At 58.1% G+C, this 19,237-nt stretch carries 16 protein-coding genes; 10 read left to right on the forward strand and 6 right to left on the reverse strand.

The genetic code is table 11. The annotated features are described in order from the left end of the window. Positions 1-90 precede the first annotated feature (90 nt). Entirely contained in the window at positions 91-687 is a 597-nt protein-coding gene (locus AC27VO_RS00655; RefSeq protein ID WP_488664777.1) for an SIS domain-containing protein, read from the forward strand. Further along, entirely contained in the window at positions 687-1,349 is a 663-nt protein-coding gene (locus AC27VO_RS00660; RefSeq protein ID WP_488664778.1) for a BON domain-containing protein, read from the forward strand. Before AC27VO_RS00655 ends, AC27VO_RS00660 begins: the two co-directional genes overlap by 1 nt. A gap of 62 nt (positions 1,350-1,411) precedes the next feature. Here the strand turns inward: AC27VO_RS00660 and AC27VO_RS00665 are convergent, their stop codons facing one another. Next, positions 1,412-2,548: a PilT/PilU family type 4a pilus ATPase gene (locus tag AC27VO_RS00665; RefSeq protein WP_488664779.1), complete on the reverse strand. Its 1,137-nt coding sequence runs from the start codon at positions 2,546-2,548 to the stop codon at positions 1,412-1,414. A 24-nt stretch (positions 2,549-2,572) separates the two neighbouring features. After that, complete coding sequence (locus AC27VO_RS00670) at positions 2,573-3,616, reverse strand: type IV pilus twitching motility protein PilT (protein ID WP_488664780.1); 1,044 nt, start codon at positions 3,614-3,616, stop codon at positions 2,573-2,575. A gap of 93 nt (positions 3,617-3,709) precedes the next feature. Between AC27VO_RS00670 and AC27VO_RS00675 the strand changes: the two genes are divergently transcribed. The 3 genes from AC27VO_RS00675 (at position 3,710) to AC27VO_RS00685 (ending at position 6,192) form a co-directional block, all read left to right on the forward strand. Then, the gene (locus tag AC27VO_RS00675; RefSeq protein WP_488664781.1) at positions 3,710-4,429 is read left to right on the forward strand and encodes a YggS family pyridoxal phosphate-dependent enzyme; all 720 of its coding nucleotides are present in this window, start codon (positions 3,710-3,712) and stop codon (positions 4,427-4,429) included. Between the two features lie 178 nt (positions 4,430-4,607). Then, positions 4,608-5,759 carry an aminotransferase class V-fold PLP-dependent enzyme gene (locus AC27VO_RS00680; protein ID WP_488664782.1) on the forward strand — a complete coding sequence of 384 codons (1,152 nt, stop codon included), beginning with the start codon at positions 4,608-4,610 and terminating at the stop codon, positions 5,757-5,759. 28 nt (positions 5,760-5,787) lie between these two features. Continuing rightward, complete coding sequence (locus AC27VO_RS00685; RefSeq protein WP_488664783.1) at positions 5,788-6,192, forward strand: FKBP-type peptidyl-prolyl cis-trans isomerase; 405 nt, start codon at positions 5,788-5,790, stop codon at positions 6,190-6,192. Positions 6,193-6,347: 155 nt separating this feature from the next. Here AC27VO_RS00685 and AC27VO_RS00690 read toward each other — a convergent pair whose 3' ends face one another. Continuing rightward, complete coding sequence (locus AC27VO_RS00690) at positions 6,348-8,573, reverse strand: TonB-dependent receptor domain-containing protein (protein ID WP_488664784.1); 2,226 nt, start codon at positions 8,571-8,573, stop codon at positions 6,348-6,350. Between the two features lie 329 nt (positions 8,574-8,902). Here AC27VO_RS00690 and AC27VO_RS00695 point away from each other — a divergent pair, with 329 nt between their 5' ends. The 4 genes from AC27VO_RS00695 to AC27VO_RS00710 all read left to right on the forward strand — a co-directional run bounded on the left by AC27VO_RS00695 (position 8,903) and on the right by AC27VO_RS00710 (position 15,102). After that, positions 8,903-10,177 carry a DUF445 domain-containing protein gene (locus AC27VO_RS00695; protein ID WP_488664785.1) on the forward strand — a complete coding sequence of 425 codons (1,275 nt, stop codon included), beginning with the start codon at positions 8,903-8,905 and terminating at the stop codon, positions 10,175-10,177. Between the two features lie 389 nt (positions 10,178-10,566). After that, the gene (locus AC27VO_RS00700) at positions 10,567-11,526 is read left to right on the forward strand and encodes a siderophore ABC transporter substrate-binding protein (RefSeq protein ID WP_488664786.1); all 960 of its coding nucleotides are present in this window, start codon (positions 10,567-10,569) and stop codon (positions 11,524-11,526) included. Between the two features lie 145 nt (positions 11,527-11,671). Then, a complete protein-coding gene (locus tag AC27VO_RS00705; protein ID WP_488664787.1) occupies positions 11,672-13,735 on the forward strand; it encodes a TonB-dependent receptor domain-containing protein in 2,064 nt (687 codons plus the stop codon). 68 nt (positions 13,736-13,803) lie between these two features. Next, entirely contained in the window at positions 13,804-15,102 is a 1,299-nt protein-coding gene (locus tag AC27VO_RS00710; protein ID WP_488664788.1) for a class I SAM-dependent methyltransferase, read from the forward strand. Positions 15,103-15,111: 9 nt separating this feature from the next. On the opposite strand, the gene AC27VO_RS00715 is transcribed toward AC27VO_RS00710, so the two are convergent. Further along, the gene (locus AC27VO_RS00715) at positions 15,112-15,543 is read right to left on the reverse strand and encodes a hypothetical protein (protein ID WP_488664789.1); all 432 of its coding nucleotides are present in this window, start codon (positions 15,541-15,543) and stop codon (positions 15,112-15,114) included. 108 nt (positions 15,544-15,651) lie between these two features. After that, positions 15,652-16,005: an ankyrin repeat domain-containing protein gene (locus AC27VO_RS00720; RefSeq protein ID WP_488664790.1), complete on the reverse strand. Its 354-nt coding sequence runs from the start codon at positions 16,003-16,005 to the stop codon at positions 15,652-15,654. Positions 16,006-16,319: 314 nt separating this feature from the next. Between AC27VO_RS00720 and AC27VO_RS00725 the strand changes: the two genes are divergently transcribed. Then, a complete protein-coding gene (locus AC27VO_RS00725; protein WP_488664791.1) occupies positions 16,320-17,309 on the forward strand; it encodes a TauD/TfdA family dioxygenase in 990 nt (329 codons plus the stop codon). 53 nt (positions 17,310-17,362) lie between these two features. Here AC27VO_RS00725 and sctC read toward each other — a convergent pair whose 3' ends face one another. After that, positions 17,363-19,189 carry a type III secretion system outer membrane ring subunit SctC gene (sctC, locus tag AC27VO_RS00730; RefSeq protein ID WP_488664792.1) on the reverse strand — a complete coding sequence of 609 codons (1,827 nt, stop codon included), beginning with the start codon at positions 19,187-19,189 and terminating at the stop codon, positions 17,363-17,365. Positions 19,190-19,237: the final 48 nt, after the last annotated feature.

Below are 19,237 nucleotides of genomic sequence, written 5' to 3' on the forward strand. Positions count from 1 at the left end.
TGCGGAACCATGGGGCGATGACGTAGTCACACACGGTGTTAACCGAAGGCTACAAAATTCGAGAAAGCGCACAGTTATCATCACCACTCCATGCTTGAGCAACAAATCCAACAACATTTCATCGACAGCGCTGACTTGAAATACCAGTCAGCCCAGGCGCTGAGCCTGCCCATCTCTGCGGCAGTGCAGGCCTTGCTGGCCTGTATCACCGGTGGCGGGAAAATTCTGGCCTGTGGCTCTGGCGCTTCTGCCAGCCAGGCACAGATGTTCGCCAGCCTGTGTGTCAGCGGCTTTGAACGCGATCGGCCTGAGCTGGCCGCCGTGGCCCTGTCTTCAGACAGCGGCTTTCTGGGCGCGCTGTCGGGTGCAACCAATCTGTCCAACCAGTACGTGGCACGCCAGGTACGTGCTTTGGGTCAAGCCAGTGATGTGCTGCTGGTGCTGTCCATCTCGGGCCATGAAAGCAGCATGCTGGAGGCTGTGGAAGCGGCCCATGAGCGCGACATGATGGTGGTGGTGCTGACAGGCCACACCGGGGGTGCTTTGGCAGGACGTGTACGCGAGACGGACGTGCTGATTTGCGTGCCCCATGAGCGCCCGGCGCGGGTGCGTGAAGTGCACGATCTGGTGCTCAATTGCTTGTGTGATGGAGTAGATACCCAATTGCTGGGCGAACAGGAGATGTAATGAGAGAACAATGGCGTCGAACAGGTTTGGCCGTGGTTGCAGGGGGCATGTTGATCGGCAGTTTGACCGCATGTGTGCCCTTGCTGGTGGGGGGCGGCGCGGTGACGACTGCGTTGGTGGCTTCGGATCGCCGCACCTCGGGCATGTACCTGGAAGATGAACGCATTGAGCAAAAGGCCCGTTTGCAAGTGAACGAGGTGTTGCCCAGCAGCAGCCGTGCCAGTGTGACCAGCTTTAACCGTCTGGCGCTGTTGACCGGTGAAGTGCGCTCGGACAGTGAAAAAGCTGCGGTAGAACGTGCTGTGGCCGGTGTGGAGAATGTGCGCAGCGTGGTCAATGAGCTGGAAGTGGTGCCTTTTATCTCTTCCATCACGCAGCGCAGCAAAGATACGTTCATCACCAGCAAGGTCAAGGCCAGCATTCTGGATGCCAAGGATTTGCAGTCCAACACCATCAAGGTGGTGACAGAGATGAATGTGGTCTACCTCATGGGCATTGTGACGCCGCGTGAAGCCAAGCGTGCTGCAGAGATTGCGCGCGGTGTGAATGATGTGCGCAAGGTGGTGCGGGTGTTTGAGAGCATCACCGAAGAGGAGCTGGCCAGCTACCGCACGCGCCAAGACCAGGCACCGGTCGAGCAAGATCCTGCAGCCCAGAATTAAGCGCAGGTTTCCCCATCAAAAAAGCCCGGTTCAGCCGGGCTTTTTTATGGGTGATAGGTGCGTCACATGATGCGAAAGTGTTCGGTGCCAGCCGCCAGATCACTGTTGTGCGCGCGCTTGCTGTGCAGCTTGATCTGCAGGCGCAAATCGTTGACCGAATCGGCGCTGCGCAAGGCATCTTCGTACTTGACGGCACCGCTCTCGTACAGGTCGAACAGCGACTGGTCAAAGGTTTGCATGCCCAGCTCGCGGCTTTTCTTCATGATCTCCTTGATCTCAACCACATCGCCCTTGGCAATCAGATCAGAAATCAAGGGTGAATTGAGCATGACTTCCAGCGCGGCCACACGGCCCTTGCCGTCTTCTTTGGGCAGCAGGCGCTGGGAAATCATGCCGCGCAGATTGAGCGACAAATCCATGAGCAATTGCTCGCGGCGCTCTTCGGGGAAGAAGTTTACGATCCGGTCCAGCGCCTGGTTGGCGCTGTTGGCGTGCAAGGTGGCCAGGCACAGGTGACCGGTTTCCGAGAACACGATGGCGTGTTCCATGGTTTCGCGGTCGCGGATTTCGCCCATCAAAATCACGTCGGGGGCCTGGCGCAGTGAGTTTTTCAGTGCAGCTTCCCAGCTGTCGGTATCCAGGCCGACTTCGCGCTGGGTGATGATGCAGTTCTTGTGCGGGTGCACAAATTCGATCGGATCTTCCACGGTCACGATGTGACCGTGCGAGTGTTCGTTGCGCCAGTCCACTATGGCTGCCAGCGAGGTCGATTTGCCTGAGCCGGTGGCGCCCACAAAAATGCACAGGCCGCGCTGCGTCATGGCCACGTCTTTGAGTACCTGGGGCAGCCCCATGGCATCAATGGTGGGAATGGTGGCAGGGATGGTTCGCAGCACCATGCCCACACGCCCTTGCTGAATGAAGGCATTCACCCGGAAGCGGCCGATGCCGGCGGGGGAAATCGCAAAATTGCATTCCTTGGTGCGCTCAAACTCGGCCACTTGCTTGTCGCTCATGATGGAGCGCGCCAGTGTCAGGGTGTGGGCGGGCACCAGTGGCTGGTCCATCAGCTTGGTGACCTTGCCGTCGGATTTGATGGCAGGGGGGAAGTCGGCAGTGATGAACAAGTCACTGCCCTTGCGTGCCACCATCAGCTTGAGCAAGTCGTTAATGAATTTACTGGCCTGATCGCGTTCCATGGCGCTGTCTCCAAATGCAGTCGGTTAACCGGGGAAGTTTTCAGGCGACTTGGCCTTGCCACGCGCTTCGGCAGCGCTGATAACGTTGCGGCGCACCAGCTCGGTCAGGTTTTGGTCCAGGGTCTGCATGCCGACGTTGCTGCCTGTCTGGATGGTGGAGTACATCTGGGCCACCTTGGCTTCACGGATCAGGTTGCGGATGGCGCTGGTGCCGATCATGATCTCGTGCGCAGCGACACGGCCATTGCCATCCTTGGTTTTGCACAGGGTCTGCGAAATCACGGCCTGCAATGATTCGGAGAGCATGGCGCGCACCATTTCTTTTTCTTCGGCAGGGAAGACGTCGATGATACGGTCGATGGTTTTGGCCGCGCTGGAGGTGTGCAGCGTACCGAATACCAAGTGGCCGGTTTCGGCGGCGGTCATGGCCAGGCGAATGGTTTCCAGGTCACGCATTTCACCCACCAAGATGCAGTCCGGGTCTTCACGCAGTGCAGAGCGCAGCGCGGCAGAGAAGGAGTGCGTCATCGGCCCCACTTCGCGTTGGTTGACCAGGCATTTCTTGGAGTCGTGCACAAATTCGATGGGGTCTTCCACCGTCAGAATGTGGCCGTGTTCGTTGCTGTTCAGGTAGTCCACCATGGCGGCCAGGGTGGTTGACTTTCCCGAGCCGGTAGGACCGGTGACCAGGACCAGGCCGCGTGGTTTGAGTGCCAGATCGGCAAAGATCTTGGGTGCGTTCAGATCTTCCAGCGTGAGAATTTTGCTGGGAATGGTACGGAACACAGCCGCGGCGCCGCGGTACTGGTTGAAGGCGTTCACACGAAAGCGGGCCAGCCCTGCGATCTCGAACGAGAAGTCCACCTCCAGGTTTTCTTCGTAGGCCTTGCGCTGCCCGTCGTTCATGATGTCGTAGACCATGGCGTGTACAGCCTTGTGGTCCAGCGGCTCCACGTTGATGCGGCGCACGTCGCCGTGCACCCGGATCATCGGTGGCAGACCTGCGGAGAGGTGCAAGTCCGAAGCCTTGTTTTTGACGCTAAAAGCCAGCAGGGTCGTGATGTCCACAACAAATCTCCCTCTCAATACCGCATCGTGCAAAGGTCTCCTTCAGGCGACTTGCTGCCAGCGGCCTTATGGTTTGGTACGCTTCGGAAGATTATGACCACGATTGCTTGCAAGCTCCAAAGCGTTCACGCACAGATTACCCTCGCATGCCAAAAGTGCGGCAGGCAGCCCACAGATGTGGCCTTGTTGGCGGTGTCCAAGACCTTCCCCGCTGAGGCGGTGCGCGAGGCCGCGTTGGCAGGCCAGCGCGCTTTTGGGGAGAACTACATCCAGGAAGGGGTGGAGAAAATAGCCGCTGTGGGGGCCATGGCCGATGTGCCGCCCTTGCAATGGCACTGCATCGGCCCAATCCAAAGCAACAAGACCAAGCTGGTGGCCCAGCACTTTGACTGGGTGCACACCGTTGATCGCGAAAAAATCGCTCAGCGTTTGAGTGAGCAGCGCCCAGACCACCTGCCGCCGTTGCAAGTGTGCATTCAGGTGAATGTGGATGGTGGAGAGACAAAATCCGGTTGCACGCCCGAGCAGGCACTGCAGCTGGCCCAAACGGTGGCGGCGCTGCCCCGGCTGCAACTGCGTGGGGTGATGAGTATTCCAGACCCCCAGGCTACCGATGCCGCCATGCTGGAAGTGCACCGCAAGGTGGTAGAGGTGTTTGCACACATTCGTGCTCAGCTGCCTGGGCAGGCGCAGTTCGATACCGTCAGCCTGGGCATGACGGCGGACATGCACATTGCCATTGCGGCTGGTAGCACCATGGTGCGCGTGGGCAGCGGCATTTTTGGTGGGCGCCATTACGGCGCACAGGGCTAGGGCTGCCTGCATCTGGCTTGCGGTATTTCAGGTTTTTGATGTGGCGCAAGCGGCATATCACTGGGTATATGCCGTGTATACAAAAACGCAGAGCTTGCTCGCGCTGAAAAAAGCGGCATGCTAAGCTGGTTTCTATAGCAATCAGGCCGCGCTGTGGCCGCAAGAACTTGGAGAAACCATGCCCGGACTTTTGCCCGATATCGATCCCGATGGCCTGTTGGAGTTTTCGGTGGTCTACACCGACCGTGCGCTCAACCACATGTCCAAACGCTTTACGGGCGTCGTGCAAGACATTCTGGGCACGCTCAAAGAGGTATACAACGCCCACACGGCGGTGCTGGTGCCCGGCAGTGGCACTTTCGGCATGGAAGCCGTGGCACGCCAGTTTGCCAATGGCCAAAAAGTGCTGATTGTGCGCAATGGCTGGTTCAGCTACCGCTGGACGCAGATTTTTGATACGGGTAACTTTGGTCTGGGCGGTGGTGCCGTGGTCTGCAAGGCGCGCAAGCAAGGCGCAGGCAGCCAGGATCCCTGGGCACCCTGCGCAGCCGAAGATGTGGCTGCCACCATCCGCGCGGAAAAACCCAAGGTGGTGTTTGCCCCGCACGTCGAAACGGCCAGCGGCATTTTGCTGCCTGATGACTACATCCGCACCATCAGCGATGCAGCCCACGAAGTGGGGGCCTTGATGGTGCTGGACTGCGTGGCGTCGGGTGCCATGTGGGTGGACATGGTCAAGACGGGCGTGGATGTGCTGATCAGCGCGCCACAAAAGGGCTGGAGCAGCTCGCCCTGTTGCGCCATGGTGATGCTGTCTGAGCGTGCACGCCAGGCCATTGATGGCACACAAAGCTCCAGTTTCTCGTGCGATCTGAAGAAGTGGATGCAGATTGCCGAAGGCTACGAAAAGGGGGCGCACGCCTACCACACCACCATGCCGACCGATGCGCTGGTGCGTTTGCGCGATGTGATGATGGAAACGCGCGCATACGGTTTTGCCAAAGTGCGCGAAGAACAAATAGAGCTGGGCGCCAAGGTGCGCGCGCTGCTGGAGTCACGCGGTTTCCCCAGCGTGGCGGCGGAGGGCTTCAAAGCGCCTGGCGTGGTGGTCAGCTACACCACCGACCCCGGTATTCAATCGGGCAAGAAGTTCTTGGAGGCGGGGCTGCAAACCGCTTCGGGCGTACCTTTGCAGTGTGATGAAGGTCCCGACTTTCAAACCTTCCGCATTGGCCTGTTTGGCCTGGAGAAGTGGCACAACGTGGACCGCACCGTCGGCCATTTGCGCACTGCCTTGGATGCGATCGGGGTTGTGCCAGTGCAGGCATGATGGCGCTTTGTTTGCAATGAAAGCTTGTATGAAGCAATGGTTTGTCATCGCCGCTGCCAGCCTGCTGGCGCTGGGCACGGCCCATGCGGCCTCTGAGACCACGGCCAGTGGCCTGGTCTATGAAGTCATCCAGGAAGGCATAGGCGCACAGCCTGCCGCCACTGACACCGTGCGCGTGCACTACCGCGGCTGGTTTCCGGAAAGTGGCAAAGAGTTTGACAGCTCCATCGCCCGTGGCCAGCCCATCGACTTTCCTTTGAACCGCGTCATTCCCTGCTGGACCGAAGGCGTGCAAAAAATGAAAGTGGGCGGTAAAGCCAAGCTGACCTGCCCCGCCAGCATTGCCTATGGCAGCCGTGGCGCTGGTGGTGTGATTCCGCCCAATGCCACGCTGAATTTTGAGGTGGAGCTGCTGGGCGTAAAGGGTAAGTAAGTCATAAAAGAATAGCTGCTGGCGCTAGTTGGATATGAATTTCTCTATAAAAACTATCTAAAGTGCTTATTTCGTAAGCGCTACCAGCTATTTTTATTGAAATACGAATATAAAAAAGGGAGGCTTAGGCCTCCCTTTTTTATGTGTGCCAGAACTTAGAACTGGATGTTGGCCCGCAGCCAAAGGGTGCGGCCATCGGGAATAGAGCCTTTGGTGGACTGGCTGGACTTCACGTAGGAGTTGGCCCATGCATCACGCTCTCCGGTGACCACGCCAGCATTGTTGTATGTGAGTTCACGCCATTTCTTGAATTTCAAGAAATCCTTATCAAACAGGTTGTAGATGGTGGCGGAGAAGCTCACATTTTTGTTCATTCGGTATTGAGCACCGAGGTTGAACAGGCTGTAGCCACGGATGTCTCCGACGGCTGCAAATTCACGCTTTTCGTTTTCGGAGAAGTTGCTGTAGTCATTGTTAAAACGGCGGCTTTTACCTCGGTATTCCGCTTGCAGCCATGCAGACCACTGGTTATTGATATTCCAGTTCAATGTAGCGCTGGCTACATGCTTGGCCACATCACTGAGCTTGCCTACCACCTGGCCCTGCTCGATGAGTTCGCTGTCCGTCCATGTGTAAGTTGTGGCCATATTCCAAGCGGGCGAGAAGACGTACTTGCTGCTCAGCTCCAAACCCCATGTTTTGCCTTCGTCTTGGTTGTGACTGAAGGTGGTGTTTCCCAGAAGACCTGCGCATCCTCCAATTCGGTAGCTGGTATCGCAGCGGTCGCTAACGATTTTGTTTTTGATGTTGTTATGAAAAGCGGTAGCACCTGCTGTCCAGCCCTTTTGATTGTCAAATAGCAATCCAAGTTCTGTACTGGTGCTTTCTTCAGGTTTGAGTGCGGGATTACCGATGGTCATGGTTGTGCCCTGACCTGAGTAGCCAGCCAGTCCATCAACCATTTGGTTCACTTTGGGGGCGCGGAATCCTTGGCTGACACCGCCTTTGACGGTCAGCATTTGTGTGGCGCTCCATACCAAATAAGCGCGGGGGCTCCAGTGACCACCAAACTTGTCATGGTGGTCGTAGCGCAAACCACCGGTGGCCGTCAGGCTGTCGGTCAGGCTCCATTCATCTTCGGCAAAGATTGCCCAGGTGTTTTGCTTGAAAGCAGATGCCCCGGTCATCAACGCCAAACCCTCCTTGGCAGTGGTATGGCTGTACTGGGTGCCAATTGAGAGCAAGTGGTTTTCACCAATGGGGCTCACCAGCTTGGTATCCCAGGTGGTGCTGCTGGACTCGAGTGTGCGTGATTTGCCAATCAAATCAGGACGGCCAGCGTGGTTGGCTGCAGCCGTCGGAACGGTACGGCCTTCCGTTCGGTTCTGGCTGTAGCTCAGGCTGCTTTCTAGCAGGCCGATGTCCAGTTTGCCTTTATAGCCGATTGCATATTGGTCGCGGTTGAACTGCAACTCATCGGCATAGCCAGAGGCTGTGTTGTTGGACGCACCTGTGGTGCAGTTCAGGTAGTCCAGCGTACCAAGCTCGCACCGGCGGTTGTCATACGAGGAGCGTGCGCTGTCAACATCCAGCCAAATCTCTTGGCCGTTGCTTGGCGTAAAGGTCAAGCGCGCACCCAAGGTATGTTGGTCAGTCTTTACTGGAGATGGGCCGCGTGTACTGATTGTTCCCTCTCCAGAAGATGGTTTGAGGTCAGAACCATCGCGATTCAAATAGCTGCCGCGAATAGTCAAGCCCAATTTATCTTGCTGGATGGGACCGTTCAAGTAGAAGCTGGTCTTTTGAACTGCACCTTGGTCACCGTTTTCAGGCAGCGAGCCTTCCACTTGCACGCTGCCTCCCCACTCTTTAGCCACCTTGCGGGTGATGATGTTGATCACGCCACCCATCGCATCGGAGCCATACAGCGTAGACATGGGGCCACGAATCACCTCAATGCGCTCAATCGCAGACATGGGGGGGATCAGTGACGTCAATGCGGAGCCAAAGCCATTCGGTGTGGTGTCACCTGCAGGATTAGGACGGCGGCCATCGATCAGCACTAAGGTGTATTCGCTCGGCATGCCACGCATGCTGATGTCAAACCCCCCGGTTTTGCCGGTGCTGCCTTTCACATCGATGCCCTCTACGCCCTGCAGGGCTTCGGCCAAGTCGCGGAAGCTTTTCTTCTCCAACTCTTCGCGCGTCACCACCGAAATGGAGGCGGGCGCTTGCTTGAGTTCTTGCTCAAACCCGGACGCGGAGACGACCACTTCAGATAATGTTTGGGTGCTTTCCTGGGCAACTGCAGATGCACAGGCGGCAGCAGCCAGTGCGAGCAGCGTGGGCTTGACGTAGAACACAGTAGATTTTTTGGACATGGCAAAACCTGCCAGCGGTGCTGGCACTCAGATAGGTTGAGGTGGTGTGAAGCGGTGCAGCCCTATCGCGATCGGATGGGTGCTGCGATGTCCTGGTTATGAATTTTTCTGATGGACATGAAGTGCCTCAATTATTGCATTTCGTAATGCAAATCGTTCTCAGCCTTATGCTTTTTCGGTGTATGTGTCGCGGAAAACAAACGATTGCTTGCGGCGGTGCAGGGGCGCGCTCACCAGAGACCGGCAGTGCTCCTACTGCGCATTTCGGTGCGTGCGCAGCTTGCGTCACAGCAGTGTCGAGTACGCTGGGGTGGCGAGGAGGTCGTGACATGCCCATGAATTGGAGTGCTGCAGGCCATGGCGTACGCCGCGCCAAGCTGCTGGCGCTTGGACTGCTGGTATTTTTTGCACTGCTGTTTGCCTTGACCCATGTGCTGCCCGCAAGCTTGGCGGTGCGGTGCATCAGAGCCGTTTCCGAAGCCGCAATGGTGGGGGCGCTGGCCGACTGGTTTGCTGTGACGGCGCTGTTTCGCCGTATTCCCTTGCCGCTGGTTGGGAGGCATACCGCTATCATTCCGCGCAACAAAGATCGGATTGGCGAAAACCTGGCCGCCTTTGTGCGCGATAAATTCTTGGATGCGCCGTCACTGGTTGCACTGATGCGCCAGCACGACCCTGCGCAATCGATGGCCCAATGGCTTTCAGAGCCACGCAACACCCAACTGCTGGGGCAGCAGCTGGCACGGGTCGTCGCCGGGATGCTGGAGATGGTGCAGGACCGGCAGGTAGAGCGTCTGCTCAAACGCACGCTGCGCAGTGCACTGGCGCAGGTGGATGTCAGCCAGTCCATGGCTGCCGTGCTGGCCGGTTTGACCCATGACGGCCGTCACCAGGCGGTGCTCGATGATGTGCTGCGCAAAGTCTCCAGCATGCTGCGCGAAGAGCGGGCGCGTATTTTTATTGGTGAGACCATCGTGCAATGGCTCAAACGCGAGCACCCGTTCAAAGAGAAAGTGCTGCCGACTGATTGGCTCAGCGAGAAAGGGGCCGATGTGATTGCCCAGGCACTCGACAGTGTGCTGGCTGATATTGCGCACAACCCCCAGCACCGCCTGCGCCTGGCGTTTGACCAACAACTGGTGCAGTGGATCGACAGCTTGCAACATGACCCGGCGTACGCCGCCAAGGGGGCGCAAATTCGCCACTACATCCTCCACGATGAGAACCTGGCCACCTACCTTAGTGGTCTGTGGGCACGCATGCGCAGCAAGTTGGAAGCAGATCTGGCCCATGAGCATTCATGGGTGGCGCGCAAGCTGGCCATGGCTGGGCAATGGCTGGGTCAATCGCTGGCGCAGGACGAAGCGCTGCGTGCTTCCATGAACGAGCGCCTGGAGCGCTGGGCTTACAGCTTGGCCCCGGATGTGTCGCAATTCATTGCCAAGCACATTCAGGACACGGTGCAGCGCTGGGATGCGCAGGAACTCTCTGACCTGATTGAGCAGCACATTGGCAAAGATCTACAGTTCATCCGCATCAACGGGACGCTGGTCGGCGGCTGCATTGGACTGTGCCTGTTTGTCATCGGCCACTGGATGGGCTGACCCAGCGGCCTTGTCCTGCTGGAACGCGCAGGACGGGGTGCACATTGGTTGCGTGAGAAGCAAGAATAAAAACACTTTAGCCTTGATGCACCCGCATTGAATGCTCCTTTAAGAAGAGCAATTAACGCCCTAATCCCGTGACTTTACGTGCTGATTAGGCTGCTTCTGAAACATACTATTACATGTTAATAAGACTGATTCTCAGTTTTCTTCACTGAAAATCACGCACTGTTTCTTCTGCCTTTCATCGCCAGCTTGCGTGATGAGGACTGTGTGAAGTGCATCAATTTCTGCCAGATCCGCCGCTGCCAGCAGGCCTCGCGCACGGATCGATGGGTCGGCATCCCTTGCGGAATCGCCGGCAATTTTTCATAGAGAGGGAGTGTCTTATGGGTTTCCGTAATCAGCGACGAGCCGTCGTCTTGGCTTGCGTTGCCGCGTTCAGCGGTGTGGTTTGTGCGGCAGAAGCGTCCGCCCAGGGGCAAGTGGTCAGCATTGCGCATGCCAAGGGCACGACGCAGGTGCCAGCCAAGCCCTTGCGCGTGGTGGTTTATGACTTGGCGACGTTGGACACCATGCAAACGTTGGGCATTCCTGTTGCGGGTGTTCCCAAAGCGCAGTTTCCGCAGTACATGGCGGGCTATGCTGATGCCAAGTACACCGTGGCGGGCTCGCTGTTTGAACCTGATTACGACGCACTCAGCCAGATCAAGCCCGATTTGATCATCGTCGGTGGCCGCTCGGCTTCGAAGTACGAGGTGCTGAGCAAGATTGCGCCGACGGTCGATTTCTCGGTGAACAGCAAGCAGATGCTGCAGGACATGGAGCGCAATGTGATGCAGCTGGCCGGCTTGTACCAACAGCAGGGCAAGGGCCAGCAGCTGGTTGCACAGATCAACCAGCGCGTGGCGGCGTTGCGCCAGGTGTCCGCTCAGGCCGAACCCGGTCTGCTTTTGATGGCGGTGAACGAAAAGATCATGCCCAACGCACCAGGCAGCCGTTTTGGTTTTCTGTTTGATGTGTTGGGGGCCAAGTCGGCCATCACCGCCAAGGACGTTCCCGCGCGTGGCACGGCCTATACCTTTGACGATGTGGCCAAGCTGAACCCCGCCTGGATTTACGTGATTGACCGCAATACCGGTACCGGCTCGGCCGCTGGCGGCGGCGAAATCATTCCCTCGCAGAAGGTGTTTGACAACGCCCAGGTCAAGGGCACGACGGCAGGTCAAAAGGGGCAGGTGGTTTTTCTGGACCCGAAGGGCTGGTACCTGATGGGCAGCACAGGTCCCACGGCTTTGCTGAACAACGTCGCACAGCTTCAGCAAGCGTTCGCCGCAGCTGTGCGGTGATTTGAATGGTGTGACTGATGCTCCTTAAAGAGGAGCTATAAGCGCATGCTGCATCAGCGTTTGATGGTGAAAACTAAGTCATAACAAACATCTGCCTTCGCTGGCTGCTATTTAAAAAAATGATTCTCGAAAAGCGGATGTTTCCATGTCTAAGGCATTTCCATTTCATCGCTCGCTGATTGCAGCAGCGGCATTGAGCAGTCTGTCTGCACTGGCACAGCAAGAGGGCTCACAGCTCGATACCGTGACGGTGACTGCAGGGGGCTATGAGCAAAGCGTCAAAGACGCGCCCGCATCCATCAGCGTGATTACGGCCGATGAGATTGCCAAAAAGTCGTATACCGATGTGACCGACGTGCTCAAAAATGTGCCGGGTGTGCATATCCAAGGCGGTGGCGTTGAAGAGTCCATCATGATTCGCGGCATGAGTGCGGACTACACCTTGTTCCTGGTGGATGGCCGCCCGCAGCAGGACAACCAGGCCTTTGGTCTGAATGGTGCACAGGCTGGAACACCGATTAACTTCCTGCCGCCGCTGGAATCCATCGAGCGCATTGAAGTGGTGCGTGGCCCGGCATCTTCGCTGTATGGCTCCAATGCGATTGGCGGTGTGGTCAACATCATCACCAAGAAGGTCGTCAACAAATTCAGCGGTAGCGTGACGACAGAATTCGTCCAGCCGGGCTCGGGCAACGATGTCACCAACAGCGGTTTCCAGACCAGCATGGCGCTGAACCTGCCTATCGTGCAGAACGTTCTGTCGCTGCAGCTGACAGGGGCATACCGCAATCAGAGCGAGGCAGATTTTGTAGGTGGTGATGACAGCGCGGCGGCAGATCCTGAGTTCAAGCGACAGAACTTTGGCGCCAAGGCCAGCTTGAAAGTGGATGCACAGAACACCTTCACACTGGGCGGCACCCGTACGACGCAGGAGCGCAGCCACAACCCCGGCAAGAGCTTGGCCGCAGCCGATGATGCGACGTACAGCAAATCCATCCGCAACAACCTGTTTGTGACCCACGAGGGGCGCTACAAGGACATGTTGTGGGAAAGCTATGTGAATTACGACACGTCGGACAACCCCACGCGCACCAACGTCACAACGGGCAACAGCATCAGCTTTGATACGTTGACCGCCAATACGCAGGCAACGTTCTTCCTGGGTGATCACACTTTGACGGCGGGAGCCAATTACAAGGGCGAAGAGCTTAAGGATGGCGCCAGCAACGGGCTGAACCTGCCGGGTGTCGTGGTGCCCACGGATGTGGTGACCATGGACCGCGACATGTATGCCCTGTTCCTCGAAGACAACTGGCAGCTGACGGACGATTTGTCACTGCTGCTGAGCGGGCGCTATGACTACAGCGAGGACTTTGGTGGCAAGCTCAGCCCCAAGGTGTATGCCGTGTACAACCTGACGCCCACGCTGGCGCTGAAAGGTGGCATGACCACGGGCTACAAGACGCCCAGCCTGCGCAATGCCGCATCGGACTTCGGCAGCTCTTCCATGGGCGGCGTGATCATCGGCAACAAGGAGCTGAAGCCTGAGACCACACGTAACTTTGAAATCGGCCTCAACTACGGGGATGCCAGCAATGGCTTGTCTGGCAGCGTGACGGTTTACCGCAGCGAGTTCAAGAACAAGCTGCTGCGCTCAGGCCGTTTGCCTGGCTGTGAAGCCACGACGGACCCGACCAATGTGTGCGTGTACAACGGCGTGACCTATCCGGGACATCGATTCGGCTACACGACCATGGAGAACGTGGACTCTGCCGAGTTGAAGGGGCTGGAGTGGACCGCAGACTGGAAGCTGAACAAAGCCTGGACCTACCGCCACAGCTACACCTATGCCCAAACGGAGCAGACTTCCGGGAAAAATGTGGGCAAGCCGCTGAACGATATTCCTGAGCATATGTTCAATGCTTCGCTGGACTGGCGCGCCACCCACCAGCTGAATCTGTGGGGGCAAGTCAATTTCCGTGGCAAAACCTCGGGCCGCACTACCAACTCCAGTGGTTCGAGTACCAACGATATGAAGTACCCCGCCTACACCTTCATGGATGTGGGCTTGGTCTACGCCGCAACCCCGGATGTCAAACTGCGATTCGGCGTCTACAACCTGACGAACCGACGCGTGACGCCTGACAATGGTTTCGCCTATGTACTGGATGGCCGACGCTACAGCGCATCGGTGACAGCACAGTTCTAATTGGGCAAGACCTCGCAACGGCCTGGCAGCCTGTGCGTTGTCAGGCCGTTGGATTGGGAAGGGATACCGTGAAAAAGACCGATGGTTACCCCACCGATGTCGATTACCCCGCATTTTTCTACAAGGAAATGCAACCCGTCTGGCTGGCCGGCGTGACACGCATGCTGGGCTTTACGGCACCCGATGTCGCTGGTGCATTCAGCTACTGCGAGCTGGGTTGTGGCGTGGGAATCAACTTGCTGGTGGCCGCCGCGTGCCACCCGGAGGCACGTTTTACCGGGGTGGATGTCAACGCCACCCATGTCCGCCTGGCCCGTGCGGCTGCTGGTGCGGCAGGGCTGCAGAACATCGAGTTCATCCACAGCGACTTCACGGAGTTTGCCCGCATCCACACGACGCGGTTTGACTTCATGACAACGCATGGGGTGTGGTCGTGGGTGGCACCACATCAACAAGAAGCCTTGCTGGCGTGTGTGCAGACCTGCTTGCAGCAGGGGGGGATTTTTTACCTGCACTACATGTGCCACCCAGGTTCAACCGATTTGCTGACCGTGCAGCACTTTCTGCATCTGTTTGCGCCACATGTTCTAGGCAGCTCGGCACAGCAGGCGCAGATGGGGCTGAAACTACTGAGCCAATTGAGTGATAGAGGACTGTTCAGCGACAGCCCCGGCGTGCGCAGGCACCTAAAAAACCTGCAAGGCCAAGATCCCCGGGACCTTGCGCATGAGTTTTTGACCGACCATTGGCAGCCCGCGCATTCGGCACAAGTGCATCGGCAAATCAGTGCATTGGGGCTGAGCTATCTGGGCAGCGCTGACGTTTTCAACAACCTGGATGTGTCGTTGTCTGTTCCTGGTACCATGCAAGGCGTGATCCGGCAGACCCAGATTCCCGCGATTGCCGAGACGCTGAAAGATATGGCGCGCAACAGCCATCAGCGCATGGATCTTTTCCAGCTGCAGCCTGCGCCATTGGCGCAAGGCGCCTACCTGCAGCAGCTGCAAGCCATGGTGTTTCAGTGCTTACCGACTGCTCCTGTGGCAGGCCCGCTTTCCTTTGCTACGCCGATTGGGCCGATCGAGGCACCGCAGGCCCTGTGCACGGCGTTGCTGCAGCGATTGCATCAAGGCCCGGCTACGTTTTTCGAGCTGTCACAACTGCCTGGCCTGATCGGGCAGGAAGGGCTGTTGCTGCAAACCTTGCAGCTGATGATGTTCGCAGGACTGGCACATCCTCGTAACCCCGCCGCAGCATCCGCGTCTGTGCCAGCACAAGGGTTGGTCCAGTGGCTGGCCCAGCAGCGTATTGATCTGCAAGTACAGGTGGATGGCGGGACTGCAGTCCACACGGGCCATCCAGCTTAGCCCCTGCGGTTATTCCTCCGGGGTTTGCTCGGAAGCCGCTTTTTCGTCTTCCAGCAAATGTGTGCCAATCTGCTTCCAGGCTTTGGCGGCATCGTGCTCGCCCGCAAAGTGGTGGCAACTGGCAGCCGTCATGGCGATGCGGCCGTTCTCCGGATCCAAATCAAACGCCAGCTCGCACTGGGCGGCGGCATTGCTCCACATCACCAGCGCGTTGGCCGATTCTTCTTTTTGCAATGCCAGGGCCTCGGCCATCCAGGCTTGTGCCAGGCGAAATGCCGCTTCTGCGTGCACCGGCTCGGCTTTGTGGGCGTGGAAGAAATGCTTGCCCGCCTCTTGCCACAGTGCGCGGGCGCGCTGGAAGTCCTGCGTGGCGGCCTGGTGGGCCTGGACGACCAGGGTGTTGCCCGATTGCAGGTGTTCTTCAAAGCTCAGTTCAGTCATGGTGTGGGGCAAGCAGTCAGCAAAAGCAGTGATTGTGGCGCGATGCGCGAAAACGCGTGGTCTGCACGTGATCTCTATGCGGCACGGCCCTCGCAGGGCGGCTGTCTGCTAGAGCGCAAGCCAGCGCTGCCACCACCGCGCACGGGTTGGGTGGCGGGGCATGGTGGCACCGAAAGATAGCAGCAAGTCTTGCAGTGCAGTGTCATCGCGTTGGCGTGCCGCTTGCAGCGGGGTGAGCTGGCCCAGCTCCGCAGCTAGATTGGGATCAGCACCGTGCTCCAGCAACAGCTGGGTCACAGCGGTATGCCCGCCCAGCACGCTGATGACCAGGGCGGACACCATGGCCTCGGGGTGCTGATAATCGACATCCACACCGGCGCGCAGGTGGTAGCGCACACAGTCCACATCACCGCGTTCTGCCGCGTTGAACATGTCTTTCCAATCACCTCCTGCACTGGCCATGTACTGCTCCTTGAAGGGTCTTTGCGCAATATAAGGGCTTCAAAAAGCCGTGAACAGCGGGATGCGGGGTGGTGATTTCCTGCGTGAAAACGCGAATGCTTGAAAAAATCTGTGTAACAGAGCAGGCGCTGTGCGTGTGTTCGGCGACGTTGAGAGGATCAACGCTTTGCTATTGATTTGGAAGCTTTGCGAGCATTGGCAGCAAGCGAAATCCATGAATAAACATCAGGTTTGTTGCGCTGCGCCAACAGCCTGTTGCACGCTCTAGCATGCCTTCTTTTGCGGGTTAACCCTTGGTTAAAGGACGGTACAGCGTGAGCAGCATTCTTCACACCCCTCTGACAGGCCCTGCCGCATGGCGCGGCGCAGATCTGGCCGGAGATTCTTCCTGGATTCACCACCTGAGCGTTGATGCGATCGCAGCACTGGATGCAGCCTTGGCGCACCTGAAGGCGCAGGGCCTGCAGTTTCCGCATTTCCAGCAAGCCGACTTCCCCTTGCCCGAAGCCTTGCGGGCCGAGCTGGCACTGCATGCCGAGCAGCTGGAAAATGGCCGTGGCTTTGTTGTGCTGCGCGGGCTGCCGGTGGAGCGCTACAGCGATGCCGAGATCAATGCGCTGTACTACGGCATTGGTTTGCACCTGGGGCAGCCGGTGCGCCAGAACCCGCGCGGTGACTTGCTGGGTCTGGTGATGAACGTGGGGGACAAGAGTCAAAAGACCACGCGTGTCTACGAAACCAATGACTATTTGCCCTACCACAGCGATCCTTCTGACATGGTGGGCCTGCTGTGTGTGCGCAAGGCCAAGGAGGGCGGTCTGTCCAGTCTGATCAGCGTAGCGGCCATCTACAACGAGATTTTGCGCACGCACCCCGAATACCTGGGGCTGTACTACCGCCAGTGGTACTGTGCCCACCTGTGTGAAACCGGGACAGAGCCAGGCCTGACGCCCATCTTCAGCTTCCACCAGAGCAAGCTCAGCTGCCGCTACATGCGCCAGTACATCGAACTGGGCCACGAGATGCGCGGCCTGCCACTGTCGCCCGTGGAAGTCGAGGCGCTGGATTTGTTCGACCGCGTCATCCACCAGCCCGAGCTGCGCTTGGACATGATGCTGGAGCCGGGTGATATCCAGTTTGCCAACAACTATGTGGTGCTGCACTCACGCAATGGCTTTGAAGACTTTGATGCGCCTGAGCAGCGCCGCAAGCTCTTGCGCCTGTGGGTGAAGATGCCCAATGCGCGCGAATTGGCGCCGGAGTTCCCGGGACGCAACGGCTTTCCTGCAGCGGCGGTTGTTTAGCTTTTTGCGTGTGACCGCAGCAGCTATGCTGCGCCCCCGCAGGGGCGAGACGGTTAATTGGGTGCGTGGACCACGTCAAACGTGTCGGAAGTTTTGGCGGAGGTCGCCGGGGTTTCCTCATGCACCGGGTGGATGGCGGGGATGGCAGGATTGACCGCGGGATCTGTTGTGCGCAATTGATCGAGCGCAGTCTGTGCGGCGTTGGGCAGAGTGACCAGCCGTGGCTTGATCATGAACATGCGCTCGCGCGACTGGTTGTTGTGGGTTTTGTTCGAGAACAGCAGCCCCACCAAAGGCACAGAGCCTAGAACCGGAACTTTGTTCACCTCCGATTTGCGCTGCTGGTTGTTGTAACCGCCGATCAAGAGCACCTGGTTCTCACCGACCATGGCCTGCGTGCTGACTACGCTGCGGCGCACGATAGGAATGGTGTCAACGGTGACCTCCTGAATCTGCCCGTCTTCGATGTCAATATCCAGTTGAATCACCACATCACTTTCGCGCTGGACCATGCGCGGCGTGACGCGCAAGGTGGTGCCAGCAGTAATTGGGGTGATGGTGGCGACGCGCTCGCCTACCGTTCGGATATAGAAAGTTTCCGAAAGGTCCAGCAAGGCGCCGGTATTTTCGATGGTCAAGATGGACGGGCGGGAATGAATCGTCGCGTCGCCTTTGCTCTCCAGCGCACGAATGCGATTGATTAAAAAGTTGCCCGAGCTGACAACCAGGCTGCTGGGGTCTACGGACGCTGCGCGCTGCACAGCGCCAACGACAAAATCGTTGCCGTCGCCCACGGTGGTGGTGTTGCCGTAGCCTGCCACGGTGCCACCGCGGCGACCACTCCAAGAAATGCCCAGCTCATCCAACTTCGTCGTGTTGACGTCGATGATCATGGCCTCGATCTCGATCAAGGGCGCAGGGACATCCAGCTGTTCAATGAGCTGCTTGTACAGCGGGATACGATCTGCAGTGTCCTGCACAATGATGGCATTCAGGCGTGAATCTGCCTGAATGGAGGGTGCCAGACGGCGTGCCTCACTGGCTCTGCTTGCTCCCGCAGCGCGGGGTGTAGCGCTCTGTGGCAGGCTGCCTGAAGCACTGCCATTGGGTGAGGCTGTGGTGGTGGAGCCCTGCAGACCATTGCCATTGCTGCTGAAATCCAGGCCCGCTGTATTGGCGGCGGGTGCCAGGGCGTTGACGCTGGGTGCCACAGATGTCAGCAAGGCGTTGTGTACACCGCTGTTGCCTTGCCCGGAGATCAGGTTGCGCAGCACATTGGCCAAACCTGGGGTGGTGATCTGTCTGTCGCGATAGAGGATGGTGCGATCATCCACAGACGCATATTTGAGGCGGAAGACAGCCACTTGCTGCCCCCCCGCGGTCAATGGCAAGGCAGCCATGGTGCGTTGTACCAGCGTCAGATACTGGGGGGGGCCGGAAACCAGTGCCAAGCCTTGTTCTGGCAACTCTCCCCAACCAAAGCGAGGGTCCAGCACCGCCAGACTTTCCAGTGCCTGGCGCACGGCGCCAATCGTGCCTCCGCCGGCCATGACGGTCTGTGTTTGCATCTCACTGTTGCGACTGACGTACAGCGTTCCTGCATGGGTGAACCACTGCAATCCATGCACGCTGGACAATTGGTCCAGAAAAGCAGCAGGAGTGGCTGCATTGAATTTTCCGTTGACGTTGCCCTTGACCTCAGGGCTGAGTTCCAGACTCAGGCTGAAGCTGCTGGCAAAGTCACTCAGTACGCGCTGCAACGGTTGGCGACTGGCATAGTAGGTGTAGGCATCCTCTGTCCATGGATGCGGACCGGCCCAGGCTGTACTGCCACAGGCAAGCAAGGTGGCCAAGGCTGCATGGCGCAGGCGTGTGGTCATGAGGCGGTGCAAGGAGGTCATCGGTATCTGGTCCGTAAGAGGGGGGAA

The sequence above is a fragment of the Comamonas sp. 14P8.1.4 genome (assembly GCF_057799285.1).